Here is a 13,721-nt window from a genome sequence, read left to right as displayed (position 1 = left end):
CGATGCTCGCACTTGGTCGCTAGGGCGAGTGTTGCTCGTCCTAGCGACCGGTGTCCCGCTCGTCTTTTTAGGGATCTGCTTTTTCTATCCGGTATTGGCACTCTTTCGGGCGGGCAAGGGATTGCGGTTACCGCCCGGGATTTGCGGGTGCGCCGCGGAAAATATTTGGCTGAAGTGTCTTGGCGCCATGGAAGCGAAGAATACAGCGGACAGGCAGAGGCGGGATTGGGGATCCACCTATCTAAGAAGCAGTCTCAGCAAAAGGTGGGTCTAAAGGTTCAGCAGGATGAAACCTGTGTAGTACCGTTAGCGACCTGAAGCCACCTGTCCGGTACACAGAGCAGATATTTTAGGATCGGCGATCGCACTGGTGACGGTGATTGCGCTCGTAGCTTGGGGATCCTCTAGACACTTCTTAAGATAGTCTGACGCAGGTTTTCCGCGATCGATTTGCCCGGTATCGATTATCCGGATAACTTTTTCTGCTCCTTTTAGCTGGCAGGATACCCGATTGAATTGCACCTGGTAGGAACTGCCAGAACCATTGGTATCGCTTACGCGAATGCAAGAATCAATCGGGACAGAAAAACCGGGTTCCGCCGCGGTCATCGGGTTGGCGGCTCCGCGACCTACGGTTTGATTTTCCCCAACCTGTCGCCCCCAAGTTTGCAATCCCGCCGGAGCCAGGGTTTGTAGTTTCTTGTCTTCCTTTATGGATTCTAAAAAGCTGTTGTCTACAATGTTCACGCTCCATAGCTCAATGCCGTCGGCAGTGGATACTGCCTTAAGCAGTCCCTCCTCAGTGGTATAAAGCAAAACGTCCTGGTGTAGACGCATTTGTTTCACTTTCTCACTAAAGGACCAGATCTCTTTCCCGTTCTTTCGTGAATAGCAACCGAGCTGGTTCTCGCTGGAAACATACAGGGAATTGGTCGTCGAGAGCACCTGGGTTCCCGCTCCCAGTTTCATTTCGGTTTCGTCGAATAGGGTGCGAAGGGAACGTAACTTGTCCCAATCCATGCGGAAGAGCTTTCCTCCTTTTTGCACCAGGTCTAATAGCTGCCCGGAGGTGTCGGTGGGAACTGTAGTTCCCTGCGGGAGCGTAGTGACATGGGAGCGTTGCGGCTGAATAAAAAGGGATCGGGTGCACCCGTCTGCGGGGCTGAGCGCCCAAGCAGTATCGTCAGCGTTGCGGATCAATCTTCCGGGACTGGCGGCCTGAATCTGGTTAGTTTCGGGATCCACCAAATAGTTGATTCCTTTATGCCCTATAACCCACAGGGTGTCGGAGAAAGTTTCAAAAGCTTCTGGTGCTTGCTCCGTAGGTTTACCGTCAAGGTTGCAGTTACCGGTATCTGGCTGTAACTGCGGTTCGGAAGCTTTTTGCGACACTAGTCCTTCCGCTAGCTGTTCGCCTTGATCCGATAGTCGTAGGAGGGAAAGATCTTCCCCAACTAGGACGATCTGGGATCCCTGGGTAGCGATATTGACATAGGAATCGGTAGATTCCCATATCCAACGGGCAGTCCCCATCTTCAAATCCACTATTGCTATCCCCGAACCATTACCCGAATGATAAAGACAGGGCAGGTTTCGATGGTCTCCATTGGTGCCCCCGAGTGTTTGCCTTGCGCAGGCAGCTATGGGGGCTCCTAAGTTTACCGACCAAGAGGAGGTTCCATCGGTGGATAGTTGCAGGATGACGCCACTACCATCACCAGTGACGCCGGCACTAATTCGGTAATCTCCATAGGCTACTGGGCGAATGGAAGATTGCTGTCCCCATAGAGGAAGAAAGGACTCAATCCCATAGTCTTGTGCCCGGAAATCCTCTTGCAGTACCGGTTGAACCTTAAAATAACCACTTGATTGTGCTTGCCTGGCGGTGTAACGCCACCATAAGAAGGTTCCGCCACCAATTATCGCCAATAACGCGAGAGTGAGAATTACTATGACCAGCCGGAAAAGCCGGCGTTTGATGCGCCTGGAGCCAGCCACTGCATCCTTCCTTCCGCTATCTTCAAATCAACCTAGTTAAGTCTAACCCGCACTGGTTGTTTCTCGGTCATGGCGTGGCGGATATGCCGGTTAGCGAACAAGTCGGAGGGGGATAACCCAAATATTCAGGGCATTATCTAGGAAGGAAAGCCGGTTTAAAACAGAATTGTTTCTGATAGCTTGCCGGAGACAGGCTGCTGTGGTCGTCAAATAGGTTCGCAAGTTCCCTATTTATGGTTAGAATAAAGTTATAAGTTTGGGTCTAAAAGAATAGGTAAAGCTGAGGCAAAACATGCATGTAGATCCCGGTGGGCAGGCAGATCAGCGCGTGGCAGTAATTATTCCCGCAAAAGATGAGGCCGAGCGTATCGGGATGACTGTTAGAGCAGTAAAAGCGCTACCATTTGTCGACCTGGACTTAATCGTAGTGGTAGATGATGGTTCTTCAGATGATACTCGCGAAGTGGCCAGACAAGCCGGGGCGGTAACCGTCCGTCACACCGTGAATCGCGGTAAAGCTTCCTCCATGGAAACTGGTGCCAAAGTAGTAGCAATGCGGGCTATCAAAGGGGAAAAACCGCCACTGCTATTATTCTTAGATGCTGACCTAGCTGATAGTGCGGCTGAAGCGGCTCCGTTAATCGAGCCAGTTATTACCGGAGAGGCCGACTGTAGTATTGCGGTTTTACCCAAGCCGGCTGGGGCAGGCGGACATGGATTTGTACTGGGATTGTCAAGATGGGCAATTAGACGTACTACCGGCTGGAATCCGCAAGCTCCCCTGTCGGGGCAACGCTGTCTAACCACCGCCGCTTTCCAAGCCGCCCTTCCCTTGGCAGCTGGCTGGGGAGTCGAAACGGATATGACGATTAGCCTGCTTAGTGCGGGTTTCTCGGTTAAAGAGGTGCCGGTAAACTTTACCCACCGTGTTAGCCGGCGGGATTTTAAATCCCAGATGCATCGCCTGCATCAGTTTATTGACGTGGCGAAAGCCCTAGGACGGCTGCGTGCCCGCCGGGTGCATGTCAAACCCCATAAGTTCTTAGATGCAGCGGTGAAACAAAAACCGGGTCAAGTCTATCGAGCTAAGCCCCGCGAAGTTACTGGTAAAGACGCAAAGAGTGCCGAACAGTAAGCCAGAGCGGTAAGTAACAGTCCCGTGGCGGGCAGCTGAGTACCGGAATCATTGAGTAAATAGGCGAATAACTGGTTGATCCCGATAGCTACCAGAGTGATCCTAAGGGTACTTTCTTTCTTTGCTAGCGGGGTTTCTCCCAGTTGCGGACGCACGTGCGCAAATATCCAGGTGACAAAGGTTGCCAAATCTCGCAGATAGGTGCGGCAGCGCTGCCAGTAACTCTTGGAGTATTCCTCTTGTCTATCCGGGGGAGTAAGGGGAGCTAAAGCAAGATTATCGGGGAGGAAAAGATTCGTCGGCATCGCAGTTAGGGACAGCGCGGGAAATACTAGGACTACGAAAACGAGTAGGCAACACAGTAGTGACCAAACATAGGTTATTGATCCCCAACTAGCCAGGTTAGCCAGGATTTTCCGGGTAATAATCACCTGCAGGTCACCGTTAATAACAGACTGTACAAAGTTTCCGAGATGTGTTCTTTGAGAAGCAGGACGCATCCAGTCGGCAAATGCCAGTCCTACGGAAGCTCCCGTCGCCACCATGAGTACCACGAGTATCCGTTTTATTCCTACCCGTTTTCCGTTAAGTAAGAGCACCAGTACTAAGAACCCGGGCAAGAAGGATATCGGTCCCCCAAAATCGGCCCCGTAACGCGGCAGGCCATCTATCACCATAAAAGCTATCGCTAAGAGGGTGATCAACAAGTTAGCTAACCAGACTTGGAGCCGAGAATTCTTTTTGCCTCCGAAAGCTGCGGGTCGACCAAGCGAGGTAACGCATCCGCATAGCAGCAAGGTCCAGATGGCACACACCGAGTAATAGACATTTCCAAACCCAAAGAAGCGGGCTCCTAGTAGGGAAAATGATCCGAAGGGGGAGTCCATGGAAATGTGAGAACCGGTAGCGACATCTAAACAAATGAAAAAGGTACTGAAAGCGGCAATCACCAAGGCCGGTCCAATGGGGCGATCACGCCAGGGGCCAGTGCAGGCAACCAGAGCTAGTAAGGAGGCAATTAAGACGCTGGTGGTAGTGAAAAAACTGGTGGGTGCTTCGGCTTCCCACCATGGTAGCATCGCAGCTCCCAGGCAAGCAGCGGGTAAGGAAGCCACCGCTAGGCAGAGGAACTGTCCCAGCATGCCCAGTTGGATCCGCAAATGAGGATGTCTCGGATTCGGTTTTATGGCTAGCAAAGAAACCAGGCACAACGCAAGTACTAATAAAGCCCCAGCTGCGAAGGCTACAAATTTGTTTGGCGGGAGTCCCAGGCGTGCATAGCTAGCATCGGCGCGTTGAGAAGTACTCACGAGACGCTCAAGGCGCTCAGCACTATCAGTGGAGGCATTGCTGCTAATCATTAGGGAAGAACCTGAGGAGCTCAACTTGTCGTTGCGGGCGCCCAACCAGTCCAAAACCGTGGCCGGTAAATCTGCGGTTTGGGCAATCCCCACCTGATGGGTAGAGGGCGAATAAGCGATCCCCTCCGAGATCCCCTTCCCGTAGACCATGGCGGCTTGTAAACGTTGCTGGGCAGAATCTGGGTTAGCCGATATCACCAGGGCGCGGGTATTCTCTGGCAGCGCCGCCAGGGTGTTCTTGAGGGCGGTAATCTGTTTTTCTTGCTGGGCAAGGTTGATGCGGTTCGGTAGCTTTTCTCTCAGATCAGGATAGGTAGCTACCGTAGGAAACAACCGATGATTTTGTTTTCGAGTCTGGGTTAGGTAGTCGGCATCTAGTCCCGGATCTTGACTAAGCACAGTGGAAAGATCTACCAAGTGCAAGGCGCCGGGAGAAAAGGTGCTGTCAGAATCCCCGAATAAGCCCAGGGAGGCTGCGGGAGTAGGATTTATCTGCGGATTCATTTCTGAGCGGCGCAGATTATTTCTATCTTGCATCTGGTTACGGGCATTTTTTGCGTCAGTAACTAGCGCTCCCGCTTGCAAAGAGTTTCCCGAGAGGGAACCGCCACTTTGTAGTAGCCCAATCGGATCCCAAATATCTGTTTTTTTCAGTTGGGATTTCCCGGAGGCAGGATCCAGGAAGTAGAAGATATCTTGCTGCTGCGTACCTACCTCGCGGGTCTGTCGGTCCGGATTAAGGTTTTGGGATCCAGCTTGCACATCGATCAAGGTCAGGCCGTGAGAGGAAACCATGCTCCGTACTGCCTGAGCGTAGGCGGGATCCACGGGATCAATATCGTTTACTTGCCCGCGGATAAATCCTTCCTCATCTGCTAGCGCCAAAGCGGCACTATTTCCGATAGCTCCCGCAGAAATTTGGGCGTCTCGCAGCTGCTGAGCAAATACGCCCGGACGAGCCGCTAGGGAGCTGGCGATAGCCGAGCGCTGATAGTAATCCCACATTTGTACCCGTTTCCCGTCACTCAAAGGCTCTGGCTCCAGACAAAGGTTACGTCCTGCCAGCGAGTATTTCGACAGAGGGCGGCCAGCAGAAAATGTTAACCAGGCATCCTGGGGACAAGCCATAGCCTTAAAAGGGTAGGGAGCTAAGTTAAACAGAGCCCCGTTTCTAACTGCCGGGGAACTGTCTGCCAGTTCCGGCTGTGCTGCCACTAGGTCTTCCCAAGAAAGACCCGAAGTGAAAACCACCGCCACTTTGGTATCTGAGGACTGGGGCAAGGAGTCAATCTTGGTGGCCGGGGCATCGGGGCTAACTCCAAGAGTCCCGATTATTCCGGCTCCCCCTAGGGACAGTGCCCCCAGTACTGCAACTATCGAAACGGTGCGGAAAGACGAACTCGGACGCGAAGCGCAGGGCGAAGCAGCAACCGGATGGGAGTAAGTCAAAAATGCCACAGCTGAAGGAGCGAGGAAAAGCAGGGCACAGATCAGAGCGGAAACTCCTGCCCACAGCCACAAGCCAGTAAATAAGGCTAGCACCGTTACCGCGGTTATTGCGCGACATGTAATCCGGTTTCGGCGCCAGAAAGTACCTAGAGGCGGTAGGGACGCTAGCAGGCAAACCGCGGCTATTAGTATGCAGCTAAGCGTCAAGGCGGCGGCTTCGGCAGATAGTCGCCAAAAGAAGGGGCCATCTAAAACGCTATAGCCCAAAGGGGTTCCCACTTGCGCATATTCAGCCTGCTTGCGCGTCCAGAGCATAATCCCCAAGGTGAGAGCACTCGCGGCTATCCCTGCCCAGCGCGCCAGTGGGGCAGGAGAAAAAACGAAAGATTGTCGCAGCGCCGAAACGAACAGCGCTAACAGGGCAGCAAAAAGTAAAGCAATTAGAGCTATCGCGCCACTAGCCCAGCCGGGAGATACCGCCCAGTCAGCACCTAATAGGTAGTAGAGACAAAAAGAAGCAGGAGAAAGAAAAGCAGTAAAAACTGCGGCGACGCTTAAGGGAATTCGGATGCGACGGAGCTTAAGTTTTCCGCGCTTCCTGTTCCACAGGTATCCTCCGAAAGTCAAGAAGAAACAGCAGGTGATAGCCAGATAAAGCCAGATTTTAGCGTTGGTGCTGACAGTAGAAAGCTGCACCTGGTTTTGTAAGTAATCTAAACGCTGTTGCAGGTCTTTTTCTGTCGAACTGCTGGCAGCATTTTCTAGGTTTATTAACGGTTGTAACTGCCCTGGAATACTGTGAGCAGCTAACGGCGATCCCTGGTTTCCAGTAGGAACAGGTAGGGAGAAATGAGAAAGAATCTGAGCGTTAATATCTGCTAAAGTGCTTAGACCGGTAGCGTTGGTGCTCGCGGAGGTGACTAAGCCGGTACCGCTAGCTGGGAAAAAAGTCAGCAAATAGGGCGCAGTGTTTTTTGTATCGGCCACTAGAGACAGGGAAATCATCCCTGATTTGGGGCTTAACCCGGCCAGCGCTCCCTCCAACATTTGTAGTTGCTGCTTGGATTGGGACAGGGTACTTAGATCCACTACGGTGAGCCCGCCCTCGGCCAAACTGGCTTTCACTTTAGCCGTCAGTTCCGGGACGGATTCTGGTAGCGAGGCATAGTTTTTCACGGACCCGTTACCGTTAGCCAGCAATAAGCCCGCCTGGGAGCCAATTGCGCGCGTTTTAATTCCGAAGGCTTCTAAAACGCCCGCTAGTTGTCCCGGGCGTGCCTGCTGAGTTTCTTGCCAGTAGTTTTCGCCAACTCCCGTTATTTTCCCGGCCGCTACCGCGGCTCTAGGGCAGGGGGGCGCCAGGCGGGCAGGATAGCCGTTTTGTATGGTTAACGCAGATTCGCTAAGGCATGCTGAGGCGTTAACAGTGCCGACTGCACCCGCCGCGGCGTATTTTGCTAGCTGCGGGTATTGCTTCAAATTGGGGGCGATTTTTTGCCAAGACAGATTCCGGGTTAGCACTAACAGTAGGGGATCTCTTACCCGCGGGTTGGAATAGGTATCTAGGTTAGGGTAGTAGATCTTTTGCGCTGGAGTAAGCTCCTTAGGGGCAGGTTCTGGTTCCCAAGTGGTCGCCGCCGCTGGCTCTACCGGTAAGACTAGTAATACAAACAAAAAACTAAACAGGAGGGCGCTGCCTAAACGGGAAAGGTGCCTTACTGTTTTTGCCACAGCCATATTCTACGGTCTCAATAAGGGTAAAGGGCATTTTTCCTAGTATCGTGAAAATAGTTGATAAAGGAAGCGGAGATGAATACAGCAGTTATTAACTATGCGTTCTTAGGGCCGGTAGGTACTTTTTGTCACCAGGCATTGCTGCAAGTGGCACCAGCTAATGCTCAGCTGATTCCCTGTGCCGGGGAACGTCTCGCTATGGATATGGTGCGGGAAGGGAAAGCCGAGCGGGCAGTGGTGCCTATCGAAAACTCTATTGAAGGAGGCGTGAGCGCCACCTTGGATTCCCTGGGGTGGGACAAACGCCTGCAAATCGTGGCGGAAATGATTGTCCCGGTAGGGTTCACTTTAGCGGTGCGGGAAGGGACGCAGCTTTCCGAGATTACCCGCATCGGTACCCATTCTCACGCCTGGGCTCAGTGCCGCAACTGGGTAGCAGACCATCTGCCGGGGGTGGTTCATGTAGCCACCACATCCACGGCGGAATCAGCAAGGATGCTTTCCGAGACAGATGCGGGTTTCCAAGCGGTGCTAGCCTCGGGGGCAGCAGTAACGACCTATGGGCTTACGCCTCTTTACGAGGACGTGGCCGATAATCCCGGAGCAGTTACCCGTTTCGTGGAAGTGGCAAATCCCGGTCACGTACCTCAGCCCTGCGGAGCTGATAAAAGCACTATTCAAGTACGTTTACCTAATGACTACCGTTCGGGGGCGCTGCTAGAAATGCTGCAACAGTTTTCGGCGCGGGGAATCAACTTGAGTCGTATCGAGTCACGTCCTCTAGCTGGGCATCCGGGACGATATGTGTTCAGTATTGATCTGGATGGACACGTTAGGGAAGAGCGAGTGCAATCTGCGCTGCGTGGGCTGTACCGGATCAGTGAAGACTTACGGTTCTTAGGTTCCTATGCGCGCGCTGACCAGGTGCGAAATGATCATGCTCCCCGCACGGGAGACCGTGATTTTCAGCGTGCCCGGGGTTGGGTGGATTCGATTTTACAAAAGTAGGTCACGAGTTCGCGATTATGAGCTATGCAGACCGCTAGGAGTTTCCTAGGGGATGCGTACCACTACCGCTCCCCGATCTAAAGATGCAGAAATCTCCCGGTAGCTACCCACCGTATCGCCATCGACTTGAATCATCCGCGGCTCCCCGTGCACCTTGGCGCTGGCCGTCCGAGTGCGGATCACATCGGTTTTTGAAACCAATCCGGCCGTGAGTTTCTTAACCCCCAAGGTATCGCGAAATACTCCGCTGATTACCTCTAAAAAGCCAATTAATCCGCCGCGGACACTCAGCATTAGTATCTCTAACCAGCCATCATGTGGGTTAGCCTCCGGCAAGAGGGGAATTCCACCAACTAGCTCCCCGCAAGAAGCAAACAGTAGGGTATTGACTTTACGAGTACGCGAGTGCGATTGGCCTCCAAAAGTAACATCCATAGTGATCGGGGGTTTATTTGAAGCGGCGATCCCGGAAACGACATAGGCACCCCAGCCGATCGACTCTTTGAGTTTGTTAGAGACTCGGTTCATAACCTCTGCGTCATAGCCGATCCCCGCCATGACCAGAAACGGAAACTCCGCTCCGGTTTCAGTTTTCAAAATCCCCAAGTCAACCCCAGTGTTTTTACCGGTAAACGCAATTTCACAGGCGCGGGGTAAAGAATCAATTGGAATATTGAGGTTGCGGGCTAAAAGATTCCCCGTTCCTAACGGCAAAATCCCGAGCGGAATCCGGCTTTCGGCCAGGGTAGCTGCGATAATCCGTAAAGTGCCATCCCCACCGGCGGAAATAACCAGCCCGGCTTCTTGCCGGATCGCTTCTTTAGCTTGGTTAGCCCCCAAAGAATCCTGGTCGGTTTCCAAAAACAACGGTTCCTCGTAACCGGTGGCCTGGGCGCGCTGGGTAACGACGTGGCGGAACTCTTTAAGATCCGTAATCTTCATTGGGTTATAAATGACCACCACCCGTTTTGAAGACTCATTGCTGCAGGTAGTGGTAGGCGCAGAAAATCCTTGTTTAATCGCAAGTTTCATTGCCCGGGTGGCAATCCGGCGGGCACTAATCGCCGAGGACAAAGCAATAATTCCTAAAGCCAGCGCCGCGATTACCAGAATCCAGAGCACAGTGGTCATAGCCGCTAGTTTAGAACATTTGCAGTGATCTTAGAGTAACGGGGAAGTCAGCTAAGGATTGGCGGGGCTCAACTGACCAATCCTGCCAGGCATTCCGCCGCCACTTACTCGATCGAAAGACAAGATGAGAAGCGATGCCCGGTGAGGATATGATAAACCCATGATTGATATTCGACAGTTGCGTGAGGATCCGCAGCCAGCAAAAGATTCCCTAATCGCCCGCGGGGATGATCCCGCGCGGATCGATGAAGTACTGGCCGCAGATGGGCTCCGACTCAAAAAACAGCAAGATTTTGAAGCGATGCGCGCGGAGCAAAAAGCGCTGTCTAAGAGTATTGGGCGAGCTGACCCTAGCGAGCGGCAGCAAGTACTTGCCAAGGCTAAAGAGCTGGCAGCAAAAGTTAAAGAATCCGAGGCCGAGGCGGGAGCAGCTTCCGCTAAAGCACAGGATCTCCTGGCGGCACTGCCCAATATCATCATTCCCGGGATCCCCTCGGGCGGCGAGGATGATTATGTAGTTCTTGCCCATCGCGGGTCTAAGATCCGTGATTTTGCTGCCGAAGGTATTAAAGTCCGCGATCACCTGGAAATCGGGGAGATGCTGCAGGCAATCGACGTTAAGCGGGGCGCTAAAGTATCTGGCTCCCGTTTCTACTATCTACGAGGCATCGGGGCTCGCCTGGAACTGGCGCTGCTTACCTGCGCCTGGGACTTGGCAGAGCAGCATGGATTTATCCCCATGACCACTCCCACCTTAGTCACTCCCGATACGATGCGGGGAACCGGTTTCTTAACCGAGCATTCCGAAGAAATCTACTATCTACCCGCCGATGACCTCTACCTGGTAGGTACCTCCGAGGTCGCCCTCGGTGGTTACCATGGCGGGGAAATCCTGGAACTTGGGGAAGAGCCTCTACGTTATTCCGGCTGGTCAGCCTGTTACCGGAGGGAGTCCGGGTCGCATGGAAAAGATGTGCGCGGAATTATTCGGGTACACCAGTTCAACAAGGTAGAAATGTTTTCTTACTGTCGTCCAGAAATATCAGAAGCAGAACACCAGCGTCTATTGGCCTTGGAAGAGGAAATGTTGCAAAAGGTTGAACTGCCATATCGGGTAATCGATACCGCCGCTGGGGACTTGGGAACTTCAGCAGCCCGCAAGTTCGACTGTGAAGCCTGGCTGCCCAGCCAAGAACGCTACCTAGAGCTAACCTCCACTTCCAATTGCACTACCTATCAGGCGCGCCGCCTGGGGATTCGCTACCGGGACGAGAACGGAAAAACTCAGCCGGTAGCGACTTTGAACGGTACCTTAGCCTGTACTCGTTGGCTGGTAGCTATCCTGGAAAACCATCAGCAAGCCGATGGCTCCGTATATGTTCCGCAGGCGCTGCGTCCCTACCTGGGTGGAAAAGAAATCCTGGAGCCAGTTCCGAACGCCTAAATCTGAGCGCAAAGCGTGAAAGGATTAAGCGAGGGCGCCCTCGCGCATCCCGAGATAGTTATTTAAAGGACGGAGAGATTCGATGGCTGATTACCTGCAGTATCCTCAGGGAGATTATGTGCCTCAAGTAGTTGAGCGTGCCCTCGAGAGCTGCCGAAGCTATGGAGAAGATATTGCTACTGCCGCGGTAGTTCCAGACAATGACCGTGCCCGCGTGCAATTTATCGCCCTCCAGGATGGCCGGATTTGCGGGATCCCCGTTGCTCGCGAAGTACTAACGCAAGTGCTCGGGGAATATGAACTACACTTGCGAGTCGCGGATGGCACGGCGGTAACTGCGGGAACTCCGGTTTTGGAACTGAGCGGTAATACTCGCGGCCTTTTGGAGGCCAGGGATCTTTGCCTCTGGTTCTTATCACATCTGTCGGGGATTGCAAGCAGGACCGCGCAGTGGGCACAGACACTTTCGCAGACGAAACTGGTAGTCAGGGATACTCTCTCGGTTACTCCTGGCTTAGGCGAACTTGAAAAATATGCGGTTAGAGTCGGGGACGGGATGACTTCGCGCCTGGGGGTCGGTTCTTTCCCGCGGGTGACGGCGCAACATCTGAAATTGGGAACCGGCCTGGGAGACGTGATCAACCACGTACGTACGGCGGCCAAGGGTAAACCGATCGAGGTAGAAATAGATCGCCTGCAAGACTTAGATCCTTTGTTAAAAATGCGGGTTGACCTGGTAGCTTTGCAAGGATTCACCCCTGAACAGGCAGCAATGGCAGCTGATCACCGCCAGACGATTAATCCGGGAACCCTGCTGGAAGTCAGAGGGGATCTAGACCTGGAAGACGCCGGTGCCTATGGCGATTCTGGAGTGGATTATGTGGCGGTGCCCGCTCTAACTGACGCGGTTACCCCCCTGCCTCACCAGATGAAATTTGTCTAGGCTTTTTACTTGTCCCCAAAGAACGAATCAACAAAGGAGCTGAACAATGTTTTGGTTCGACTCAATCGAACATAATCGTTGGCTGTCTGCATGTTTGCAGGATTTGCTGGACTATGGGCGTAAATCAGAGGTCAAAACGGGGTTTGCCTGCCTAGATCGAAACGGCGTAGTTGACCTAGAGCAGCCGATTCAGTTGTATCTGACCTCCCGCATGGTGCATGTGTTTTCTCTTGGGGTGTTATTGGGGGTGCCCGGATGTCGCCGCCTGGTAGAGCACGGGATTCGTTGCCTCAACCAGTATTTCCGTGACCCCGATAATGGCGGATGGTTCGATGCCATTGAGCACCAACTTGACCAGGACGGAAAGGCGATCCCTTATAAAGGACGTGACGACAAACGTTCCTACTCCCACGCATTTTTACTGTTGGGGGCGGCCTCAGCAACTGCAGCTGATCGCATCGGTGCCCATGAATTGATGCAAGAAGCTATTCGCGATAACGATCTGCACTGGTGGGATCAGGAAGCGGGGATGGTGTGCGAAAGCTTCAATCGTGACTATTCTGTCTGCGAAGATTACCGGGGTCTGAACTCTAATATGCATATGGTAGAGGCATATATGCTGGTAGCCCAGGTTACTAATGACAGTAAATGGACGGAGCGGGCGATACGAATTCTGGAGCGGGTGGCCCGGGTATCACGTGAATATGATTGGCGAATCCCGGAGCATTATGACAGTCAATGGCAGCCGCTACTGGGGTATAACCGAGATAATCCGCAGGAAACCCACCGTGCGTACGGTTCTGATGTTGGTCACTCCTTCATGTTCTCGCGTCTAATGATAGAGGCGCGAGCCATGTTGAAAAATACCAAGAAAGAAGTACCTGACTGGCTGAGTGAAACTGCAACCGAAATATTTGAGCGGGCTCGCGAAGATGCCTGGAGGCGTGATGGGGCTCCCGGGTTTGCCTTCACCGTGGATTGGGAAGGCAAACTGATAATTCGTGATCGCCAGGCCTGGGTGCAATTTGAGGCAATCGGTGCGGCAGTAACGCTGTTGCGGGCAGCCCAACAAGAAGGTGCCTCCGCAGAAGTTGTAGACCATTATGAGCATTGCTATCGTTCCTGGCTTGATTTTGCCTATGAGCATTTTCTGGTGCGGGGCGGAAGAATCGTACATCGGCTTTCCTGTGAAAATCAGCCTCTGGATTTAGAGAATCAAAAACTGCGGGACAGTGTTTACCATGCAGTGCAGGCGGTGCTGTTGCCACGTCTGCCTTTGTCTCCTGCATTCGCGATGGCTCTGGCGCAGGGGTTGCTGGATAAACCACTGCCTGACGAGCCTGAGCGCAAGAAAAGATTTGGCGGATTTTAGCTCTGGCGGTTAGCAACTGTAACATGGGGCTTGTCCTTACGCTTTAGCGTAGGCCAGGAGAGTTGTCCGAGTGGCCGAAGGAGACGGTCTTGAAAACCGTTATACCCGCAAGGGTATCAAGGGTTCGAATCCCTTACTCTCCGCTA

The 13,721-nt window shown here is 53.0% G+C and carries 9 protein-coding genes and 1 tRNA gene; 7 read left to right on the top strand and 3 right to left on the bottom strand.

What is annotated here, in order from left to right:
- The first annotated feature begins 12 nt into the window (after positions 1-12).
- The gene (locus E6072_RS06600) at positions 13-318 is read left to right on the top strand and encodes a hypothetical protein (protein WP_316694597.1); all 306 of its coding nucleotides are present in this window, start codon (positions 13-15) and stop codon (positions 316-318) included.
- Here the strand turns inward: E6072_RS06600 and E6072_RS06595 are convergent.
- Complete coding sequence (locus tag E6072_RS06595) at positions 307-1,998, bottom strand: PQQ-binding-like beta-propeller repeat protein (protein ID WP_316694595.1); 1,692 nt, start codon at positions 1,996-1,998, stop codon at positions 307-309. The genes E6072_RS06600 and E6072_RS06595 overlap by 12 nt on opposite strands.
- Before the next feature lie 292 nt (positions 1,999-2,290).
- On the opposite strand from E6072_RS06595, the gene E6072_RS06590 reads away from it, so the two are divergent.
- Positions 2,291-3,133: a glycosyltransferase family 2 protein gene (locus E6072_RS06590; protein ID WP_316694593.1), complete on the top strand. Its 843-nt coding sequence runs from the start codon at positions 2,291-2,293 to the stop codon at positions 3,131-3,133.
- On the opposite strand, the gene E6072_RS06585 is transcribed toward E6072_RS06590, so the two are convergent.
- Positions 3,076-7,674, bottom strand: a complete 4,599-nt coding sequence (locus tag E6072_RS06585) for a hypothetical protein (protein WP_316694592.1) — start codon at positions 7,672-7,674, stop codon at positions 3,076-3,078. The two genes, E6072_RS06590 and E6072_RS06585, sit on opposite strands and share 58 nt — an antisense overlap.
- A 78-nt stretch (positions 7,675-7,752) precedes the next feature.
- Between E6072_RS06585 and pheA the strand changes: the two genes are divergently transcribed.
- Positions 7,753-8,685, top strand: a complete 933-nt coding sequence (pheA, locus tag E6072_RS06580; RefSeq protein ID WP_316694591.1) for a prephenate dehydratase — start codon at positions 7,753-7,755, stop codon at positions 8,683-8,685.
- Positions 8,686-8,730: 45 nt separating this feature from the next.
- Here the strand turns inward: pheA and E6072_RS06575 are convergent, their stop codons facing one another.
- Positions 8,731-9,816 (bottom strand): diacylglycerol kinase family protein, encoded by a 1,086-nt coding sequence (locus E6072_RS06575; protein WP_316694590.1) that lies wholly within the window; start codon positions 9,814-9,816, stop codon positions 8,731-8,733.
- 160 nt (positions 9,817-9,976) lie between these two features.
- On the opposite strand from E6072_RS06575, the gene serS reads away from it, so the two are divergent.
- From serS to E6072_RS06555, 4 genes are all read left to right on the top strand, one after another.
- A complete protein-coding gene (gene serS / locus E6072_RS06570) occupies positions 9,977-11,260 on the top strand; it encodes a serine--tRNA ligase (protein WP_316694589.1) in 1,284 nt (427 codons plus the stop codon).
- An 82-nt stretch (positions 11,261-11,342) separates the two neighbouring features.
- Positions 11,343-12,203, top strand: a complete 861-nt coding sequence (locus tag E6072_RS06565) for a hypothetical protein (protein WP_316694587.1) — start codon at positions 11,343-11,345, stop codon at positions 12,201-12,203.
- A 46-nt stretch (positions 12,204-12,249) separates the two neighbouring features.
- The gene (locus E6072_RS06560) at positions 12,250-13,575 is read left to right on the top strand and encodes an AGE family epimerase/isomerase (RefSeq protein WP_316694585.1); all 1,326 of its coding nucleotides are present in this window, start codon (positions 12,250-12,252) and stop codon (positions 13,573-13,575) included.
- A 56-nt stretch (positions 13,576-13,631) separates the two neighbouring features.
- Positions 13,632-13,718, top strand: a tRNA-Ser gene (locus E6072_RS06555).
- Positions 13,719-13,721 lie beyond the last annotated feature (3 nt).

Source organism: Varibaculum cambriense (assembly GCF_032557235.1).
GTDB lineage: Bacteria > Actinomycetota > Actinomycetes > Actinomycetales > Actinomycetaceae > Varibaculum > Varibaculum cambriense_C.
This window is presented reverse-complemented; position numbering and strand designations above follow the sequence as displayed.